This window comes from Microbacterium sp. NPDC055455 (genome assembly GCF_053619935.1).
Genome location: NZ_JBSHLB010000003.1, coordinates 281,093 through 298,544, shown reverse-complemented (window position 1 = coordinate 298,544; position 17,452 = coordinate 281,093). Strand labels below are relative to the sequence as shown.

Genomic DNA, 17,452 nt, shown 5'->3' with positions numbered 1-17,452 from the left:
CCGGCCCTCGGTTAGCGTGGAGGGCATGGCGACCCCCACCGGCTCCACTGCGTTCGCTTCGCTGACCGACTACATCGCACTGCCGAGGGTCGAGGGCATCGCTCTCTCGCCCGACGGCGCGACCGCCGTGCTCACGGTGGCCGCGCTGAAGAAGGACGGCACCGGCTACGAGCGGGCCCTGTGGGCGGTGCCCGCGACGGGCGGAGGAACGCCCCGCAGGCTGACCAGATCTGCCAAGGGCGAGGCGGGCGCCGCGTTCACCGCGAGCGGCGACATCCTCTTCGTGTCGGCGCGGCCCGACTCCGAAGGCGACGCCGACGACGAGTCGGGTCAGCTGTGGCTGCTTCCGGCCGCGGGTGGCGAAGGCCGGCCGGTCACGCGGCTCGCGGGCGGCGTCGACGGCATCGCGGCGACGGCCGAGGCGTCCGACGTGGTCGTCCTCTCGGCATCGCTCCTGCCGGGCGGGGACACGCTCGAGAGCGAGGCGGCGCTGCGCGCCCGGCGCAAGGAGAAGAAGGTCTCGGCGATCCTGCACGACGCGTACCCGGTGCGCTTCTGGGACCACGATCTCGGACCCGCCGAACCGCACCTGCTCGCCGTCGACACGGGCGCCCTCGAAGACACGATCGCCGCCGCGGTGGCCGAGTCCGCCGCCGAGGAGGAGGAGCAGGCGGATGCCGCGGCCGGCGACGGCAGGGCTGCCCCGGCGAGCTCCGCCGGCACGCCCTACCCCGCCACGCTGCCCCGCCCGCGCGATCTCACGCCGCGGCCGGGCCGCTCCGCCGACCACGCGGAGGCCGCGCTCACCCCGGACGGCGCCACGCTGATCGTCTCGCTCGAGCACCGCGAGCAGCGGGCGGGACGCCGCGTCATCGTGGCGATCGACACGGCGACGGGGGAGCGGCGCACGCTGTTCGACGAGATCGGCGTCGACTACGAGATGCCCGCGGTGAGCCATGACGGCAGCCGGATCGCGTACCTCCGCACGGTGAAGTCGACGCCCGACGCCCCCACCGACTACGAGGTCTGGACCGCAGGCATCGACGGCGCCGGCGCCCGTCGCGTGGTCGCCGACTGGGATCGCTGGGCTTCGTCGCTGGCCTTCGACGCCGGCGACGCCGCCCTCATCGCGACCGCCGATGACGACGGCCGCGGACCGGTGTGGCGTCTCCCTCTCGACGGCGGCTCGGCCCAGAAGCTCACCGCCGACGACTTCGCGTACTCGAACGTCGCCGTCGACGGCCGCACCGGCGACCTCGTCGCCCTTCGCTCGTCGTGGGTGGTGCCGCCCCACCCCGTGCGCATCGCGCGGGACGGCGACGTGACCCCCCTCGCGACACCGGCCGCGGCGCCCGTCGCACCCGGGTCGATCACCGAGGTCGAGACCACGGCCGAGGACGGCGCGCGCGTGCGAGGCTGGCTGCTGCTGCCCGACGGCGCGTCCGCGGATGCCCCGGCGCCACTGCTGCTGTGGATCCACGGCGGCCCGCTCAACAGCTGGAACGCGTGGAGCTGGCGCTGGGCGCCGCTGCTCGCCGTCGCCCGCGGCTACGCCGTGCTGCTGCCCGATCCGGCGCTGTCGACGGGTTACGGCCTGGACTTCATCGCGCGCGGCTGGAACAGCTGGGGCGGCAAGCCCTACACCGACCTGCTGTCGATCACGGCGGCGGTGGAGTCCCGCGACGACATCGACCAGACCCGCACCGCCGCGATGGGCGGTTCCTTCGGGGGCTACATGGCGAACTGGGTGGCCGGCCACACCGACCGCTTCCGGGCGATCGTCACGCACGCGAGCCTGTGGGCGCTCGACCAGTTCGCCGGCACGACCGACAACTCCGAGTACTGGCAGCGGATCTTCACGAGCGAGGCGATGGAGCAGAACTCGCCGCACCGGTTCGTGCGCGACATCCGCACACCCCTCCTGGTCGTCCACGGAGACAAGGACTACCGCGTGCCGCTCGGCGAGAGCCTGCGCCTGTGGTCCGACCTGGCCGAGCACCACGCGGACGAGGACGGCCGCATGCCGCACCGCTTCCTGTACTTCCCCGACGAGAACCACTGGGTCCTGAAGCCGCAGCACGCCGTGATCTGGTACGAGACGGTGTTCGCGTTCCTCGCCGAGCAGCTGCGGGGCGAGGAGTTCCAGCGGCCCGAGCTCCTGGGGTAGCCCGCCGGGTCAGTGCGGGGCGTGGTACTCCATCTCGGCGCGCTTCCAGTAGCCCTTCACGATCATCTGCTCCGGCGCGAGGCTCCACCGGTCCAGCAGCAGCGCGCGCCCGGGCTTGACGATCGACTGCTCCGCCGCGACGAAGCCGAACACCGACCCCGTCGGCCGGTCCTCGGCCGTCAGCGCGTCGAGCCGGGCGGCGAGAGCGACGCCGGCGGGACCGGTGCCGCGGTGCACCTGCTCGACGCGGACGCCGGCCGGAGCATCGATGGGCAGCGCGTGCGCGGCATCCGTCACCTCCACGTGGATGCTGCCGACGGCGTCGGCGTCCATCGCCTGAGCGAAGCGGCGCATCGCGGGCACGGCGGTCTCGTCGCCGGCGAGGAGCCACGCGTCGGGACGGCCGGTCAGCACCTTCGAGCCTCGCGGGCCGCCGACACCGGCGACGGCACCCACGGGGGCGGTCGCCGCCCACGCCGCGGCGACCCCCGCGGTCCCGTCGGCGGGGTCGCCGTGGATGGCGAACTCGATCTCGAGCCAGTCCTCGCCCCACGCGAGCGGCGTGTACTCCCGGTTCGACGCGGCGCGAAGATCCTCGACGGTCTCCGGGGCGCCCTCGGGGAAGAAGAGGCGGAGGTGGTCGTCGGCGCCGAGCGACCGGAAGCCCGTCAGCTCCGGGCCCTGCAGCCGGACGCGCACGTACGAGGGCGTGAGCCATTCGCGGGCAGCCAACGTGGCGCGGCGGAAGCGCAGCTCGAGTCCGGTGGGCTCGAGCCTGAACGAAGTTCGGTTGTCCATGCAGGTGAGGCTAGCCTGACTGTGCTCAGGCTCGGTGTTGATAGGGTGCGCCCCAGCGGCCGGCGGTGCTCGCGCGCCCGATCAGGACACGTGACGGATTTCGCAGTCGCTGCCGGGCGACAGGATCGCCTCGTGCCCGTCGTCGTAGCGAACCACCAGCAGCGGGTTCTCCTGGCTGCCTCGCACCTCTATCACCTCGCCGGCGCGCTCCACCGCTCCGACGACGCGGCCATGGATGACCACGCGGTCCCCGACGCTCGCTTGCATGCGGACCACCTCCTGGCGCACACGATACGACGGGCGGGCAGCGAGGGGTAGAGCCGACGCTGCGTCCGGTCAGAGGCGCGCCCCGTCGTCGTCGCGATCCTCCAGACCGACGCTGCGACCCCGCCACGACTCGTAGGCCATCAGCCACCCGATCGACACGGCCGCGGCAAGCAGGACGCCCAGCAGCACGTTCCCCCAGATCAGCCCGAACATGATCCCGAGGGTGAACATGAGGGCGGTGCCGAGCGCCCATCCGGAGTGTCCGCGGGTCCAGCCCTTGCGCGTCGTCGCCATGCCGAAAGCCTAGAGCGCGGCCGGGCCTGCGGCCCACGCCGATCGCGCCTCGGTAGGTTGGACAGAACGCCCCCACACGGAACGGATGCCATGACCCTCAACGTCAGCCCGCTCACCCTCGGCACCTCGGGCCTCGGACGCGACACCGCGCCCGGCTCGCCCGAAGAGGAGGCCGCCGTCGCGTTCGCCGAGCAGCTCTTCGCAGGCACGCACGCCTTCGTCGACACGTCCAACAACTACGCCGGAGGCCGGAGCGAGGCGGTGCTCGGGCTCGCCATCGCGCGGACCGGCCCGGATGCCGCCACCCGGGTCATCTCCAAGGTCGACTGCGATCTCGAGACGGGAGCCTTCGATCGCGAGCGGGTGCTGCGGTCGTTCGACGAGACGACGGCGCGCCTGGGCGTGGACCGCCTGCCGCTCCTGCACCTGCACGACCCGTACACCGTGACCTTCGACGAGGCGATGGCACGCGGCGGGGCCGTGGAGGGCCTCATCGAGCTGCGGGAGTCCGGTCGCGTCGACGCGATCGGCGTCGCCGCGGGGCCCGCCCCCATGATGGCCCGCTACGTGGGCACCGGGGTCTTCGACGCGGTGCTGATCCACAACCGGTTCACGGTCGTGGACCAGTCGGCCGCACCGGTGTTCGCCGACGCGCGGGAGCGAGGCATGACGGTGTTCAACGCGGCGCCGTTCGGCGCCGGGATCCTCGCGACCGGCGCCCGGGAGGGGGCGATGTACGGCTACCGCCCTGCACCGCCTGCTCTGCAGGACTGGGTGGCCCGCCTCGAGCAGGTGTGCGCGGCGCACGGCGTGGCTCTTCCCGCGGTCGCGCTGCACTTCTCGCTGCGCTCGCCGCTGGTCGACTCGACGATCGTCGGCATCTCGTCGGCTCGCCGGCTCGCGCAGCTCGACGAGCTCGCCGCCACGCCGATCCCCGACGAGGTGTGGACCGAGCTGGACGCGCTCGGGCCGGCTCCGTCACCGGTCGACGACAGCGAATACGCCTGACGCGACGGCGGCGGGCGCTCACTGCTGAGGAGCGTTGACCGCCACCATCCAGTCGATCCCGAAGCGGTCGGTGAGCATGCCGAACCGCCCGCCCCACGGCGGCGTGTCGAACGGCATCGTCACGGTGCCCCCGTCGGCCAGCTTGTCCCAGAAGCCCTGCAGCGGCGCCTCATCGTCGCCGCTCACCGACACCGACACGCCGGCCGGCTGCTGCCACGTCATGCCGGTCGGGGTGTCGGCGGCCATGAGCACGAAGCCGTCCGGGGTGGTGAGCTGGGAATGCATGACCAGGTCGGCCTCTGCCGGGTCCTGCACCATGCCCTCGAACTGACCGAAGGTCGAGATGTCGAGCTCGCCCCCGAAGACGCTCTGATAGAACGTCATCGCCTCGCGGGCCTGGTTCTTGAACGAGAGATACGGGTTGAGGCTGGGCATGTCGAACTCCTGAAGACGGATGGTGGATGCCGCGCCCGGCCGCGTGGCGCGTCCCAGTGTCGTCCGGGCCTCCGACATCGGCAAGAGGGTCTCCGGGCGATGCGCCTGCGTGCCGGGCCGACGCCGTCCTGCGTCGGTCAGCGGTCGCGGTGGTCCTCCGGGTGCAGCCGCGGACCGCGTCGCGGTTCGCGCACGCCGCTCGCGCCGATGAGGCGGATCACGCGCTGGCGGTGGCCAGGCCAGGCGGCCAGCAGCTGCAGCATCCCGTCATCGTCGACGCGGTGCCCGGTCAGCGCGTAGCCGACCTCGTGCGCGACGTGGAAGTCGCCGACGCTCACGGCATCGGGGTCGCCGAGCGCCCGGATGCGCGTCTCGGCGGAGGTCCACGGGCCGATCCCGGCCTGGCTGAGGAGCACACGGTCGACGGCCTCGCCATCCTCTGCGCTCAGCACGGCGCGCACGAGCGCATCGCCGCGGCGGGCGGCGCGCACCACGGTCTTCGACTGCGGCGGCTCGAGCCCCGCGCGGTGCCAGACCCAGGACGGGACGTGCTGCCAGCCGTCGATGGTGGGGGGTGCGAACATCGGCATAGGCGTCGGCCCGGGCGCGCGCTCGCCGCACCACGTCACGATGCGGCGCCACGCGCCGAACGCCTGCATGCCGGTCACCTTCTGCTCGAAGATCGCGCCGGCCAGCGCGTCGAAGACGAGCCCCGTGCGGGAGAGCCGCAGGCCCGGGTTGCGGTGGTGGGCGCCGGCGATCAGCGGATGCCGCGCCGCGTCGAAGCCGGTGAGGTCGTCGTCGGCGCCGCACAGCGCCGGCAGCTGAGCAAGCGCCCACTCCCGGCCGGGGCCCCACGCCGCTCCTCGGACGACGCCGGGGTGGGTCTCGCGGATCGCGAGGGTCGCGACGCCGGCCGGAGTCCGGCTCGCCCGCCAGATGACGGCGCCGGAGACCGTCATCGTCGGGTCAGCAGCCCCGCGCCGCTGGAAGAGCACTGTGCGACGCAAGTCGAGAGGCTGACGGGGGCGGTACTCCGTCTCGAGCGGCCGCCCGTGATCGGGGCGCGGATCGCGAGGCTCGGCGCGCGTCGCGGAGCGCCCGGCATCCCTCGTCCGGGGAGTGCGCGAGAGCGACGTGGCCATGCCGCCCACCCTACGCCCCCGCCTCCGACACGCTGTCGGAGCGCGATTCAGAAGCGGTCGGGCGAAGGCGTGCCGTGACCGTAGCGGATGACGACGTCTGCGTGACGGTCGAAGCGGTAGCCCACCCCGCGGACGGTGCGCACGATGTCCTCGTAGCGCCCGAGCTTCGCGCGGAGGCGGCGCACGTGCACGTCGATCGTGCGCTCGCCCGGGGCGTCGTCGTCGGAGGTCCCCTGCCAGAGCGAGGTGACGAGCTCGGTGCGCTCGATGGTGCGGCCCTCGCGGAGCACGAGGTACTGCAGCAGCTCGAACTCCTTGAAGGTGAACGCGGCCGACTCGCCGTCGATGAGCACGCGCTTGCGCGAGATGTCGACGACGACGCCGCCGGCGGCGATCTCCTCGTCCTCGGGCTCGTCCTGCTTCGTGCGCGCCACGGCGGACGGCTCGTGCAGGGCCAGCCGCACGACGTCCACGTCGCGGCCGCCGGAGCCGACGGGCGCGAGGGCCACGGTGGCGTACGTCTCGGCGGAAGGCGCGAGGTCGGCCAGGGTGCGTCGCAGTGCGTCGACGAGCACGCCGAGGCTCACTCCCGACGCAGCGGCCTTCGCTTCGTCGATTCCGACGTAGAGGGCGAAGCCGCGGGGCGCGGTGCCGGCGGGCAGGGCACGCGCGGCTGGCTGGGCCGGCTCCGGCGCGGGCGGCTGGACGCCGACCGGGCGGTCGACGGCGCGGAGGTGGCGGACGGGAGCGGTGGCGGGGCGGTCGAGGAGAGCGGTGTTCGACATGATGATGGTCCTTGCGGGAGGAACCCGGGGGCGGAGCCGGGTTGGTGTGTGCTGCGGCCCATGTCGTCGGAGGCGAGGGCCGTCGGCCGGGTGATGGCCTGTTGCCCGACGCTGGGCGATGTGCGAAGCGGATCCGGGTGCGCGTGATCGACGCACGAAACCGGTGCTTCGGGGGACTCCGTGCGATCCGTTTTCAGAAGCGGAGGAGGAGTCCGACGGGGGTCACCGTGCTAGTGGCACATTCGACAACACATGACAACGCGGCCGGCCATCATCATGCCGGCAGTCCTGTTCGCCTCCCGGGCGGACAGATACAGCGCGTTGTCAGTCATGTGGCCGATTATGACGGAGTTTGTCGGAAAACGTCAAATCGCACGGATGTCGAGGCTCGATCATGAAGGAATGTGACAGATTGCTCAGTCTGACGCGAGCGCCGGGCAGGCTCCCGGGCGGCGCCGTCCCTGAAGGCCGGCAGGACGCCTGCTCAAGGAATGCCGCGATATCGCCCGGTCAGCCGCCCCGCCCGAGCCCGCGGGCGTAGCCTGTGCGGGTGACCGAGCTCCGCTTCACCAAAGAGACCGACTCCTCGCGCTACACGCTGCACCGGGGCGAGGATCTGGTCAGCGTGCTGGACTACCGCGACGACGGACGCACGGTGGCCATGACACGCGCCTACACCGTGCCGACGTTCCGGGGCCACGGCTATGCCGGCGAGCTCGTCGGCCGGGCCGTGCAGGAGCTCGAGCAGACGGGCGACCGGAAGATCGTGCCCGTCTGCTGGTACGTCGCCGACTGGTTCGAGGAGAACCCGGCGCACCGCGGGATGCTGCAGTCCCGCTCCTGACGCGCGTCCCGACGCCCGCCCATCTTGTCAACCCCATGACGCCCCGAGGCGGGCGGGGGATGCTGGGGAAGGACGAGAGGAGCGCGACATGGAGCGCGATCGGTCGGATCAGGACCTTCCCGAAGGCGTCATCGACGCGGACCGGCAAGGCGGCTGGGATCAGGTGGACGACGTCGAGTCGCGGGAGCGCAGCGCCGCAGTTTCTGAGGGCGACCTGCTGACGGACGCCGCCCTCGCGCCGGACGATCCCGTCGAGGGCGAGGCGGCCCGCCAGGGCGCCGACCCCGATCTCGCATCCGATGCACAGCGTGGAGAGGAGCCCTGAGATGAGCACGACAGGCAATGAGTACGAGCAGCCCGGTGTGAACCAGCCCGATCGCGGCGACGCCGCGGGGGCGGAAGGGACCCCGGCGCCCCACGAGCCGACGCGTGACGAGCAGCCGGAGGCGCCGCCCGCCCTGGGCGAGCCCGCCCCCGACTCCAAGCCCGCCGGCACCTGGACCGAGGCGCCCGAGCAGGGCGGCGCGGGCGCCGCGGCGCCCCCGCCCCCGACGAGTGCGCCGGATCAGAGCGGCGACACCGGCCGTGCGGATGCAGCCGACGCGGGGTCGGCCGAGCAGGCAGCGGCCACCGCGGCGCCCGCCGAGCCGGCGCAGGGCGCAGCCGCGACCGTGCCGTCGGATGGCGCGCTGAGCGGCGAGCCGAGTCATGAGGCGGTCGGCATCGGCGTCATCGACGGCGGGGATCATCACGGCCACGACGGCGGCCGTGACACGCTCACGGTCAGCGAGGCCCAGCGCACGCCGGGAGCGCTCGGTGCGGAGCAGGAGCAGCGGCTGCCCGCGATGGCGCAGAACAACGCCTCCGACGTCGACAAGGTCTCCGGGATCGTCGCGCAGACGCGCTCCGACGTCGGTGCCGAGCCGCTCGAGCGCATCGCGGAGGTGCTGCGGCAGCGGCTCACGCAGTCCGGCATCGACCTGCCCGAGCACGACGTCGAGGAGCTGGCGCGGCAGGTGTCCACCGGCGATGCGGACACCCCCGCCCAATCGGGGCGCGAAGACTCGCGCTGAGTTCCGCGATCCGGCGGCGGCGACGGACCGCTCGGCCCTAGGCTGAGCGCGTGCCCATGGAGGACGTGTTCACCGTCGTCGCCGTCGGCTTCGAGGCGATCGGGGCCGGCGCGATGATCGTCGGCTTCGTCATCGCGCTCGTGCTGAGCATGAGGTCCCTCGGCCGGCACGAGGGCGGGCGCACCGCGTTCACCGTGCTGCGGACGACCCTGGGCGGCGCCATCCTCCTCGGGCTCGAGGTGCTGGTCGCCGCGGATCTCATCCGCACGATCACGTCCAAGCCCTCGCTCGAGGAGGCGGCGATCCTGGGTCTCATCGTCCTCATCCGGACGATCCTGTCGATCTCCATCCAGATCGAGATCGAGGGCACCCTGCCCTGGCGTCGCGCGATCCTCCGCAGCGGCGGTCAGGTCGTCGGCGACGCCGTCGCGCGGGACCGCGCTGCGAGCCAGGCCGCCGGCACCGCCGCGCCCGAGCCAGGCCCGCGCTGAGCGCGGCCGCTCACACGGCTGACACGCGCGGCCGGCCGCGGATGATCAGGCGGGTGCGCACGCAGGGGTGCACTCGGCGCCGTTGTGCAGGCCGATCGGGCGTGCCCACGGCGCGCGCTGCGCGCGGGCCGGCGCGGGCACGACGGCCCGCGTCGCGGGGTGCGGCGCCCGCGCGGAGGTCCGCTCACGGATCGAGGCGAGCAGCGCGCGGTCGCGTTCCCGCGCCCAGGTGTCGTGACGGTATTGGTGCTCGGCGGCATAGACAGCGAACATGGTTTCCTCCGTTGGTTCCGACAGAGTGAACCTACGCCGGGGGTCGGACATTGCCGGGTCGGCCGCACATGGCAGGAATCCACCGCCACCAGGCAGTCCCGCCACTGCGGATCACCCCTCCCGGGCGAACTCGCGGATGAGGCGGGCGGCGGAGGAGGCATCCCGGATCATCGTCTCGTGACCGTGCCCGGGCACCTCGCGCAGCCGGCCGTCGGGGAGGGTGTCGGCGATCCTCCGGCACCACTGCGGCGGAGCGACGAGGTCGTGCTCGCCGCGCAGCACCAGCGCCGGCACGCCGGCGCGGGCGAGGACGTCCTCCGGGCGATGCACGAGCATGGCGCGGAACTTCGCGCGCAGGTGCGGTCCGGCGCGCACGTACTCGCGCGCGCCACGCGCGATCACCCGCGGGCTCTCGATCGCGATGTCGCGCAGCAGGCGCCAGAGCTGGCGCGGGGCGCTGCGGGCCGCGGGGTCGACGGTCGGTCCCACCAGGACGATGCGCTCGGCCACGCGGGGGTGCCGGACTGCGACCTCGAGCGCGATCTGGGCTCCCATCGAGTGGCCGATGACGACCGCGGGCCGGCCCACCCGCGCGCGCAGATACGCCGCGACCAGGTCGGCGGTGCGCTCGATGGTGAGCACGCGGCGGGGCTCGGGAGCCTCCCCGTACCCCGGCAGGTCGAGCATGATCACCTCGCCGTCCCGGAGGTGGTGTGCCAGATCGTCGAAGACGCTGCGCCCCATTCCGATCCCGTGCACCAGGACGTACAGCGGCGTGCCGCTGCCACGCCGCTCGGCGACGATCGACGCGCCGGCGTAGGCGAACTCCTCCACTGTCGCCATCGATCAGGCGGCGCCGCTCTGGTCCCGCAGTCCCACCCGATCGGGGATGTCGAACTGGACGCGGGGGAGCCATGCCGACGGATCGGGCCACGGCCGTGACGCGGGCAGGCTGCGCAGCCGCGCCCGCAGGGCCGCCCCCGATGCCTCGACCGGCAGCACCCGCGACGGGGCACGATGCGCGAGCGCGCCCAGCCACCAGTGCCGCCACGTCCCCTCGATCGCCTCGGGGCCGGCGACCACGTAGTAGTCCGGCATGACCGCCTCGCCGGAGGCGAAGAGGTCGAGCAGCGCCCCCACCTCCGTCTCGAGCGACCCGAGCGTCGAGCGCTCCTCGTAGAGCTCGACCCACGCCGATGCCACGTGCTCGAGGGGATCCGCGTCGTGCACGACGTAGGGCATCGACACCGACGCGACGAGGTGCGCCGCGACGGCCGGCTCGGCCTCGCGCAGCGACAGCGCGACCAGGGCCGGCACGTCGGCCAAGCCGGTCAGCAGCTCGTCGCTGTCCGCGCCGACGAGTGCCACGACGGTCGATCGTGGAGCGGTGTCTGCGGTCAGCGCCATGCTCAACGATAAGACGTCGCGACCCCGGAGCGGGAGTGCGCCGCTCGCGTGTTCACACCGCGGTGAGCACGACGGTGGACAGATCGGACCCGAACGTGAAGCGGGCGTCGACGGTGCCGCCGCGCAGCACGCCGGGCAGCCATCGCGAGGCGTCGTCCCACATCCGCGGGTACGGCACCGCGTCCAGCGCGTACCAGCGAGGCGTGATCTCCGCCGTCTCGACGGGCACGCCCTGGAACCTGCGGCACACGAAGACCGTGGACCGCTGCGACCAGGCGGGCAGCGTGGGGAAGTGGTAGTCGATCGTGCCCGCGAGATGCAGAGCGGATGCCTCGATCCGCACGCCGATCTCCTCCTCGACCTCGCGGACCGCGGCCTCCTCGGCCGATTCTCCGTGGTCGAGCTTGCCGCCGATCCCGACGACCTTCCCCTGGCCGAGACCGGTCCGCTTGTCGCCGAGCAGCACCTCCGTGCCCCCAGGCCCGCGCCGCAGCAGATAGACGACGCAGACCTCGGGCAAGGACATGCGTCGAGGGTACGCCCGGCGCCCGCCGCGGACCGTGCAGGCCCGCGCGATCCCCGGATGCCCGGCCTGCCTCACCGGCGATGTCGGCAGGCGAACGTACCGTGTGGGCATGCGCATCCTGCACACCTCGGACTGGCACATCGGGCGGTCGTTCCACGGCCACTCGACGCTCGACGCGCTGCGCGGCGTGCTCGAAGCGCTGGTCGGGCAGGTGCGCGAGCATGCCGTCGACGCCGTGATCGTCGCGGGGGACGTGTTCGACTCGGCCGCACCCGCCGCCCCGGCCTACACCCTTCTGACCGACACGCTGCGCGCGATCGCGGACGCGGGAGCGACGGTCGTCGTCACCAGCGGCAACCACGACTCCGCCGCTCGGCTGGGGTTCCAGTCGGCGCTGCTGCGCGACGGCATCCACGTCGTCACCGATCCGGCCGCCGTCGGCACGCCGGTGACGGTGAGCGACGAGCACGGCCCCGTCCACATCTACGGCATCCCCTACCTCGAGCCCGTGCTCCTGCGCACCGTATGGCCGGGGGTGCGCACCCAGGCCGACGTGGTCACCCGCGCGATGGACCTGGTGCGCGCCGATGCCCGCGGCCGGGGCGGCCGGTCGGTCGCCGTCGCACACTGCTTCGCGGCGGGGGTCGCGCCGACGCCCCACCTGGAGCGCGACATCCAGCAGGGCGGTCTCGACGTGGTCCCGCTGTCGGCCTTCGACGGTGTCGACTACATGGCGCTCGGTCACATCCACGGTCGCCAGCAGCTCGCGCGCGGCGTGCGCTACGCCGGCGCGCCGCTGCACTACAGCTTCGACGAGGGCGACAAGCCCCGCGGGTGCTGGCTCGTCGAGCTCGACGCCGACGGACTCGCCGACGTCCAGTGGCTCCCCCTCCCGGTGCCGCGGGCCCTCGCGACCGTCAGCGCCACACTCGACGAGCTCCTCGCCGACGAGCGGTTCGCAGCGCACGCCGGCCACTGGGTCCGTGCCGAGTACACCGACGCCCTCCCGCAGCGCGACCCCATGCGCCGCCTGCTCGCGCGCTTCCCCTTCTGCGCCGAGGTCCGGCACGCCCCCGCGGCGCCCCGGCCCGGCGAGGTCCGCACGTATGCGCAGCGGGTGCGCGCCGCACGCAACGACGCCGAACTCGTCGACGCGTTCCTCGCGCACGTGCGCGAGGGCGAGGGGGCGTCCGCGCGCGAGGCCGACCTCGTGAGGGACCTCCTCGAGGAGCGCACGCGGGTGGAGGCCGGCGCATGAGGCTGCATCGCCTCGAGCTCACCGGGTTCGGGCCGTTCCGCGAGCGTCAGAGCGTCGACTTCGACGCGTTCGATCGTGACGGCATCTTCCTCATCGCGGGGCGCACGGGGGCCGGCAAGTCGAGCATCCTCGACGGCGTCTGCTTCGCCCTGTACGGGAGCGTGCCGCGCTACGAGTCCGGCGACAAGCGGCTGCGCAGCGACCACTGCGAGCCCGACGACCCCACCGAGGTGCGGCTCGAGTTCACCGTCGGAGAGCGGCGGTGGCGCGTCACCCGCGCCCCCGAGTACCAGCGGCCGTCGCGCCGGGGCGGCGGCCTCACGGCGGAGCCGACCCGGGCAGAGCTCGAGGAGCTCGTGGACGGCACCTGGATCGGCCGGGCGGCCAGGCCGCGCGACGTCGGCCTGCTGCTGGACGAGGTGCTCGGGCTCAGCGCTCAGCAGTTCCAGCAGGTCATCCTGCTCGCCCAGAACCGGTTCTCGCGCTTCCTCCTCGCGTCCGGCGCGGAGCGGCAGTCGCTGCTGCGCGCGCTCTTCGGCTCGCGCCGCTACGAGGAGTACGCCCGCGAGCTCGGGGAACGCAGCAAGGCCGCGCAGCGCGAGGTCGATGCGCTCGCCGAGCGGGCGCGGACGCTGCTCGCCCAGGCCGAGCGGCTCATCGCGGCGCAGGCCGACGACCCCGAGCACACCGAGGGCGCCGATGCCGGCCCTGACGTCGCCGCGACGCCGGACCTCGGCGCCCGCCGCGACGCCGTCGAGCTCGGCCGGCAGCGTGCGGCGTACCGCCTCGACACGCTCACCCACGAGCGGACGGCCGCCGACGCCGCGCGCTCGGCGGCCGAGGCCGCGCACGCGGAGCTCGTCGCGCTGTCGAAGGCGCAGGCCGAGCTGGCGCGTGCACGCGAGCGGCTGGCGACGCTGGAGGCCGACGGCAGCCGGATCGCGTCCGACCGCGACCGGCTCGATCGTGCCCGGTCGGCCGAGTCGCTCCGCGCGCCGCTCGAGGCCGCAGAGCGGGCCGAGCGCACCGCCGCGGCGACCGCGGCGGCGGCGGCCGAGGCCGACACGGCGTGGCTGCGCATCGCCGAGCGCGTCGGCGAGGACGCCGCGGCCGACCTCGAGGCCGTCGTCGAGCGCGTCACCGGCGAGCTCGCCGTATGGACGGCGGCGCTGGCGCACGAGACCGCGCTCGCCGACGAGCAGGCGCAGCTGGCGGCCGCCGAGGCCGAGACGTCGCGGCTCGAGGGCGACGTCGCCGCGCTCGACGCGCAGCGGGCCCAGGTGCCGGCGGAACTCGCGCGGCTCGAGAGCGAGCTCGAGCCGCTGCGCGAGCGCGCCGCTCGCCGTGATCCCGCCCGCACCCGCCACGACGAGCTGGTGCAGCGCCTGGCCGCCGCGGAGGAGGCCGAGCGCCTCGCCGTCGTCCGGCGCGACAGCGAGGCGGCGCACCGCGACCAGGCCGCCGCGGCCGCGGCGGCTGCCGCGCGCGTCGCCGCGCTGCTGCAGAGCCGCCTGGACGGCTACGCCGGCGAGCTCGCGGCGGTCCTCGTCGACGGGGAGCCGTGCGCCGTGTGCGGGGCGACCTCCCACCCGGCACCGGCCGGTCCCGCCGACGAGCCCGTCACCGACGAGATGGTCGCCGAGGCCGAGCGTGAGCGCGACGCGGCGCTCGCACGCGAGCGGTCCGCGTCGGAGGCCGCGCGCACCGCGCGCGAGCGCCACGGCGACGCTGCGGCCCGCGCCGGCGGCGAGGGCGTCCAGATGCTGCGCGATGCGCTCCACAAGGCGGCCGATGAGCTGGCCGCGGCCGAGCGCGCGGTGCAGCGCCGCGACGAGGTGATGACGCAGCACGCCCAGCTGGCGGCACTGGACGCCGAGGCCGAGGCATCCCGTGCCGCGCTGGCCGACCTGCTCGCGGCCGCCCGGACGCGCGCGGCCGCGCTCGCCGCGACGGTCGAGGCCACCCGGCGGGCCGTCGACGACGCCCGCGGCGACCACGTCAGCGTGGCCGACCGCGTCGCCGAGGCGAAGAGAGTCCGGGATGCCGCCCGGCGCGCGCACGACGCGCGTGCCGAGGCCGCCCGCGCGGCCGCGTCGGCGGCGGAGAGCCTCGCCGATGCCGACGACAGGATCGGCGCCTCCGCGTTCGCCGACGCCGAGGAGGCGAGGCGGGCACTGCTGGAGCCGCGCGAGGCCGAAGCGCTGGCGGAGCGCATCGCGACGCACGACGCGCAGCTCGCGGCGACCCGCGCCCGGCTGCTCGACCTCGAGCTGGAGCTCGCGGGCGCCCCCGAGGGGCCTGCCGACACCGTCGGCTCGAAGGCCGCGCTGGACGCCGCGGACGCGGCGCGCACGGCGGCGCTGCGTGCCGAACGCGATGCTCATGCGCTCGTCGAGGCGCTGCGGGACCTCGCGCTGCAGATCGACGACTCGTACGCGGGGATCGCCGCGAAGGCCGCCGATGCGGAGGCCGTCACGCGGCTGGCCGACACGGTCGCCGGTCGGGCACCCAACACGATGAAGATGGACCTCGAGACGTTCGTCCTCGCCGCCGAGCTGGAAGAGATCGTCACCGCCGCCAACGTGCGCCTCGCCGACATGTCCTCCGGGCGCTACCGCCTGCAGCACACCGACGCCCGCGCGGCCAGAGGTGCGGCGTCGGGCCTCGGCCTGGAGGTCATGGACGCCTACACGGGGCAGGCGCGTCCCGCCCAGTCCCTCTCCGGCGGCGAGACGTTCCTGGCCTCCCTCGCTCTCGCGCTGGGGCTCGCCGAGGTGGTGACGGCGCGTGCCGGCGGCATCCGTCTCGACACGCTCTTCGTCGACGAGGGGTTCGGGTCGCTCGACGAGGAGACCCTGGATCTCGCCATGCGCACCCTCGATGAGCTGCGCCAGGGCGGTCGCACGGTCGGCGTCATCAGCCACGTCGCCGCGATGAAGGAGCAGTTGCCCGCACAGCTCGCGGTCGAGGCGACGCCGGAAGGGCCGAGCGTCATCACGCAGGACGCGGTCGCGTCCGCCTGACGGCTCGGGCAGGGGGCGTCCGCTTCGCCCTGTCGCAGACCCGGGCCGAGGAGTATCGTTCGCGGCAGTGACCCGACGCCGTCGGATTCCTGGGGGAATCCGCGATCCGGTTCGACCCGCCGGCATCCCGCCGCGGCGCCGTGCCGCACCCATCCGTCACGTCGACGTACGGAGGAATCATGCGTTCCAGCACCCGGGCGCGCCGCGCCGTCGCCGCGTTCGCGGCATCCGCGCTCCTGCTCGCCGGCACGCTCGTCTCGGCCCCCGCCGCCGGCGCCGCGCCCGCCACCGCCCCGATCGTCCGCATGGCGGCGCTGGGCGACTCGATCTCGCAGGCCGCGATGACGTGCTCGAGCCTCACGTCGTGCCCCGCGAACAGCTGGTCGACCGGCTCCAGCACAACGGTGAACTCCCACTTCCTCCGGCTTCGCGCGCTCGGCGCGACCGGGCTCGCCGCGTACAACCTCTCGACCTCCGGGGCCGCCTCCGCGTCGCTCCCGGCCCAGGCCCACGCGGCCGCCACCCAGACGGTGCAGTACGTGACCATCGACGTCGGCGCGAACGACGCGTGCACCCGGACGGTCGGCGCGATGACGCCCACGGCCGCCTTCGCGGCGAACGTCACCGCGGCGCTGACCACCTTGGCGGCGAGCCCTGGGTCGCCGGAGATCTTCGTCGCGAGCATTCCCAGCCTGCAGCGGCTGTACGAGCTCAACAGATCGAGCCTCTCGGCACGGCTCGCGTGGGGCCTGCTGCAGACGTGCCGATCGATGCTGGCCAACCCGTCCAGCACCGCGGCCGCCGACGTGCAGCGCCGAGCGGCGGTGCAGCAGCGGGTGAACGAATACAACCAGGCGCTCTCGGACGCGTGCGCGGCGACGGCGAAGTGCCGGTTCGACGGATTCGCCGTGGCGGACTACGCGTTCGCCCGGTCCGACCTCTCCACGCGCGACTACTTCCACCCGTCCCTGTCGGGCCAGGCGAATCTCGCTGCGATCACCTGGCCGAAGACGCAGTGGATGGTCCCCTGAGTCCGTCGTTGATCGACGGCTCCGACTCGGCGTCTGATGCCGCGTGCAGGGCGGCTCAGACGCCGTAGTCGGCGCGGATGCGCTCACGGAGCTGGTGACTGCACGCGGCGACCGCGGCGTGCCAGTCGGTGATGGCGCCGTCCTGGGCGCGGTCGGACACCGCCTTCAGCACGCGGATCGGCACCTCGAACCGCTGCGCCACCCAGATGTACGCGTACGTCTCCATGTCCACCAGGCCCGCGCCCAGCGGGCGGATCACCTCGACGGCCTCAGCGTCGTCCACGAAGTGATCGCCGGTCGCGATGGTGACGCCCTCGGCGCCCAGCTCCACCAGCGAAGGCAGCGACACGTGCTGGCCGACGATCCCGTCGATGTCGGTGACGTCGTGCTGCAGCGCCGCGGCGATCTCGTAGACGGATGCCTCGAGCCGCGCGTCGATGGCGCCCGCGGTGCCGACCACCACGACCTCGTCATAGGCCGTCGCATCGAGCGCGCGCGTCAGGGCGTAGGTCGCCTGGAGCTTGCCGGGACCGGTGACGAGCCGGTGGAATCCGGGGAGGTCGTCGGGGAACGCGACGAGTTCGGAGGAAAGGGCGGCGACGAGGAGTCTCACCCCTCCATCATCTC

At 73.8% G+C, this 17,452-nt stretch carries 20 protein-coding genes; 9 read left to right on the top strand and 11 right to left on the bottom strand.

Going from position 1 to position 17,452, the window contains the following annotated elements:
• Nucleotides 1-25 precede the first annotated feature (25 nt).
• Nucleotides 26-2,167 (top strand): alpha/beta fold hydrolase, encoded by a 2,142-nt coding sequence (locus tag ACWGUG_RS11155; protein ID WP_452324695.1) that lies wholly within the window; start codon nucleotides 26-28, stop codon nucleotides 2,165-2,167.
• A 9-nt stretch (nucleotides 2,168-2,176) separates the two neighbouring features.
• Here the strand turns inward: ACWGUG_RS11155 and ACWGUG_RS11150 are convergent, their stop codons facing one another.
• From ACWGUG_RS11150 to ACWGUG_RS11140, 3 genes are all read right to left on the bottom strand, one after another.
• The gene (locus tag ACWGUG_RS11150) at nucleotides 2,177-2,965 is read right to left on the bottom strand and encodes a siderophore-interacting protein (RefSeq protein WP_452324694.1); all 789 of its coding nucleotides are present in this window, start codon (nucleotides 2,963-2,965) and stop codon (nucleotides 2,177-2,179) included.
• Nucleotides 2,966-3,046: 81 nt separating this feature from the next.
• The gene (locus ACWGUG_RS11145) at nucleotides 3,047-3,232 is read right to left on the bottom strand and encodes a DUF1918 domain-containing protein (RefSeq protein ID WP_336394726.1); all 186 of its coding nucleotides are present in this window, start codon (nucleotides 3,230-3,232) and stop codon (nucleotides 3,047-3,049) included.
• Between the two features lie 69 nt (nucleotides 3,233-3,301).
• Complete coding sequence (locus tag ACWGUG_RS11140; RefSeq protein ID WP_336394727.1) at nucleotides 3,302-3,526, bottom strand: hypothetical protein; 225 nt, start codon at nucleotides 3,524-3,526, stop codon at nucleotides 3,302-3,304.
• 90 nt (nucleotides 3,527-3,616) lie between these two features.
• On the opposite strand from ACWGUG_RS11140, the gene ACWGUG_RS11135 reads away from it, so the two are divergent.
• Entirely contained in the window at nucleotides 3,617-4,534 is a 918-nt protein-coding gene (locus ACWGUG_RS11135; protein ID WP_452324693.1) for an aldo/keto reductase, read from the top strand.
• A gap of 18 nt (nucleotides 4,535-4,552) precedes the next feature.
• Here the strand turns inward: ACWGUG_RS11135 and ACWGUG_RS11130 are convergent, their stop codons facing one another.
• The 3 genes from ACWGUG_RS11130 to ACWGUG_RS11120 form a co-directional block, all read right to left on the bottom strand.
• Complete coding sequence (locus ACWGUG_RS11130) at nucleotides 4,553-4,969, bottom strand: VOC family protein (protein WP_336395054.1); 417 nt, start codon at nucleotides 4,967-4,969, stop codon at nucleotides 4,553-4,555.
• Nucleotides 4,970-5,106: 137 nt separating this feature from the next.
• Nucleotides 5,107-6,114, bottom strand: a complete 1,008-nt coding sequence (locus ACWGUG_RS11125) for a DNA-3-methyladenine glycosylase family protein (RefSeq protein WP_378883650.1) — start codon at nucleotides 6,112-6,114, stop codon at nucleotides 5,107-5,109.
• A 47-nt stretch (nucleotides 6,115-6,161) separates the two neighbouring features.
• Entirely contained in the window at nucleotides 6,162-6,899 is a 738-nt protein-coding gene (locus ACWGUG_RS11120) for a winged helix-turn-helix domain-containing protein (protein WP_336394730.1), read from the bottom strand.
• 550 nt (nucleotides 6,900-7,449) lie between these two features.
• On the opposite strand from ACWGUG_RS11120, the gene ACWGUG_RS11115 reads away from it, so the two are divergent.
• From ACWGUG_RS11115 to ACWGUG_RS11100, 4 genes are all read left to right on the top strand, one after another.
• Nucleotides 7,450-7,743, top strand: a complete 294-nt coding sequence (locus ACWGUG_RS11115) for a GNAT family N-acetyltransferase (RefSeq protein ID WP_336394731.1) — start codon at nucleotides 7,450-7,452, stop codon at nucleotides 7,741-7,743.
• Nucleotides 7,744-7,831: 88 nt separating this feature from the next.
• On the top strand, nucleotides 7,832-8,068 hold the full coding sequence (locus ACWGUG_RS11110) for a hypothetical protein (RefSeq protein WP_452324692.1): 237 nt from the start codon (nucleotides 7,832-7,834) through the stop codon (nucleotides 8,066-8,068).
• 1 nt (nucleotide 8,069) lies between these two features.
• On the top strand, nucleotides 8,070-8,816 hold the full coding sequence (locus tag ACWGUG_RS11105; RefSeq protein ID WP_452324691.1) for a hypothetical protein: 747 nt from the start codon (nucleotides 8,070-8,072) through the stop codon (nucleotides 8,814-8,816).
• A gap of 56 nt (nucleotides 8,817-8,872) precedes the next feature.
• Nucleotides 8,873-9,307, top strand: coding sequence for a DUF1622 domain-containing protein (locus ACWGUG_RS11100; protein ID WP_452324778.1), 435 nt, complete (start codon nucleotides 8,873-8,875; stop codon nucleotides 9,305-9,307).
• 45 nt (nucleotides 9,308-9,352) lie between these two features.
• Here the strand turns inward: ACWGUG_RS11100 and ACWGUG_RS11095 are convergent, their stop codons facing one another.
• The 4 genes from ACWGUG_RS11095 to ACWGUG_RS11080 all read right to left on the bottom strand — a co-directional run bounded on the left by ACWGUG_RS11095 (nucleotide 9,353) and on the right by ACWGUG_RS11080 (nucleotide 11,513).
• Nucleotides 9,353-9,580, bottom strand: coding sequence for a hypothetical protein (locus ACWGUG_RS11095; protein ID WP_336394734.1), 228 nt, complete (start codon nucleotides 9,578-9,580; stop codon nucleotides 9,353-9,355).
• A 111-nt stretch (nucleotides 9,581-9,691) separates the two neighbouring features.
• A complete protein-coding gene (locus ACWGUG_RS11090) occupies nucleotides 9,692-10,423 on the bottom strand; it encodes an alpha/beta fold hydrolase (RefSeq protein WP_336394735.1) in 732 nt (243 codons plus the stop codon).
• A 3-nt stretch (nucleotides 10,424-10,426) separates the two neighbouring features.
• Nucleotides 10,427-10,987, bottom strand: a complete 561-nt coding sequence (locus ACWGUG_RS11085) for a hypothetical protein (RefSeq protein ID WP_336394736.1) — start codon at nucleotides 10,985-10,987, stop codon at nucleotides 10,427-10,429.
• A 52-nt stretch (nucleotides 10,988-11,039) separates the two neighbouring features.
• Complete coding sequence (locus tag ACWGUG_RS11080; protein WP_452324690.1) at nucleotides 11,040-11,513, bottom strand: 8-oxo-dGTP diphosphatase; 474 nt, start codon at nucleotides 11,511-11,513, stop codon at nucleotides 11,040-11,042.
• Nucleotides 11,514-11,622: 109 nt separating this feature from the next.
• Between ACWGUG_RS11080 and ACWGUG_RS11075 the strand changes: the two genes are divergently transcribed.
• The 3 genes from ACWGUG_RS11075 to ACWGUG_RS11065 all read left to right on the top strand — a co-directional run bounded on the left by ACWGUG_RS11075 (nucleotide 11,623) and on the right by ACWGUG_RS11065 (nucleotide 16,825).
• Nucleotides 11,623-12,771: an exonuclease SbcCD subunit D gene (locus ACWGUG_RS11075; protein ID WP_336394738.1), complete on the top strand. Its 1,149-nt coding sequence runs from the start codon at nucleotides 11,623-11,625 to the stop codon at nucleotides 12,769-12,771.
• Nucleotides 12,768-15,794: an AAA family ATPase gene (locus ACWGUG_RS11070; RefSeq protein ID WP_452324689.1), complete on the top strand. Its 3,027-nt coding sequence runs from the start codon at nucleotides 12,768-12,770 to the stop codon at nucleotides 15,792-15,794. The genes ACWGUG_RS11075 and ACWGUG_RS11070 overlap by 4 nt, the downstream gene beginning before the upstream one ends.
• 179 nt (nucleotides 15,795-15,973) lie before the next feature.
• The gene (locus ACWGUG_RS11065) at nucleotides 15,974-16,825 is read left to right on the top strand and encodes a GDSL-type esterase/lipase family protein (protein WP_452324688.1); all 852 of its coding nucleotides are present in this window, start codon (nucleotides 15,974-15,976) and stop codon (nucleotides 16,823-16,825) included.
• A gap of 55 nt (nucleotides 16,826-16,880) precedes the next feature.
• Here ACWGUG_RS11065 and ACWGUG_RS11060 read toward each other — a convergent pair whose 3' ends face one another.
• The gene (locus tag ACWGUG_RS11060; RefSeq protein WP_336394741.1) at nucleotides 16,881-17,438 is read right to left on the bottom strand and encodes a phosphorylase family protein; all 558 of its coding nucleotides are present in this window, start codon (nucleotides 17,436-17,438) and stop codon (nucleotides 16,881-16,883) included.
• Nucleotides 17,439-17,452 lie beyond the last annotated feature (14 nt).

Coding starts and splice junctions, on each gene's coding strand:
- ACWGUG_RS11155 (WP_452324695.1), top strand. CDS start 26: ATGGCGACCCCCACCGGCTCCACTGCGTTCGCTTCGCTGACCGACTAC.
- ACWGUG_RS11150 (WP_452324694.1), bottom strand. CDS start 2,965: ATGGACAACCGAACTTCGTTCAGGCTCGAGCCCACCGGACTCGAGCTG.
- ACWGUG_RS11145 (WP_336394726.1), bottom strand. CDS start 3,232: ATGCAAGCGAGCGTCGGGGACCGCGTGGTCATCCATGGCCGCGTCGTC.
- ACWGUG_RS11140 (WP_336394727.1), bottom strand. CDS start 3,526: ATGGCGACGACGCGCAAGGGCTGGACCCGCGGACACTCCGGATGGGCG.
- ACWGUG_RS11135 (WP_452324693.1), top strand. CDS start 3,617: ATGACCCTCAACGTCAGCCCGCTCACCCTCGGCACCTCGGGCCTCGGA.
- ACWGUG_RS11130 (WP_336395054.1), bottom strand. CDS start 4,969: ATGCCCAGCCTCAACCCGTATCTCTCGTTCAAGAACCAGGCCCGCGAG.
- ACWGUG_RS11125 (WP_378883650.1), bottom strand. CDS start 6,114: ATGGCCACGTCGCTCTCGCGCACTCCCCGGACGAGGGATGCCGGGCGC.
- ACWGUG_RS11120 (WP_336394730.1), bottom strand. CDS start 6,899: ATGTCGAACACCGCTCTCCTCGACCGCCCCGCCACCGCTCCCGTCCGC.
- ACWGUG_RS11110 (WP_452324692.1), top strand. CDS start 7,832: ATGGAGCGCGATCGGTCGGATCAGGACCTTCCCGAAGGCGTCATCGAC.
- ACWGUG_RS11105 (WP_452324691.1), top strand. CDS start 8,070: ATGAGCACGACAGGCAATGAGTACGAGCAGCCCGGTGTGAACCAGCCC.
- ACWGUG_RS11100 (WP_452324778.1), top strand. CDS start 8,873: ATGGAGGACGTGTTCACCGTCGTCGCCGTCGGCTTCGAGGCGATCGGG.
- ACWGUG_RS11095 (WP_336394734.1), bottom strand. CDS start 9,580: ATGTTCGCTGTCTATGCCGCCGAGCACCAATACCGTCACGACACCTGG.
- ACWGUG_RS11090 (WP_336394735.1), bottom strand. CDS start 10,423: ATGGCGACAGTGGAGGAGTTCGCCTACGCCGGCGCGTCGATCGTCGCC.
- ACWGUG_RS11085 (WP_336394736.1), bottom strand. CDS start 10,987: ATGGCGCTGACCGCAGACACCGCTCCACGATCGACCGTCGTGGCACTC.
- ACWGUG_RS11080 (WP_452324690.1), bottom strand. CDS start 11,513: ATGTCCTTGCCCGAGGTCTGCGTCGTCTATCTGCTGCGGCGCGGGCCT.
- ACWGUG_RS11075 (WP_336394738.1), top strand. CDS start 11,623: ATGCGCATCCTGCACACCTCGGACTGGCACATCGGGCGGTCGTTCCAC.
- ACWGUG_RS11070 (WP_452324689.1), top strand. CDS start 12,768: ATGAGGCTGCATCGCCTCGAGCTCACCGGGTTCGGGCCGTTCCGCGAG.
- ACWGUG_RS11065 (WP_452324688.1), top strand. CDS start 15,974: ATGCGTTCCAGCACCCGGGCGCGCCGCGCCGTCGCCGCGTTCGCGGCA.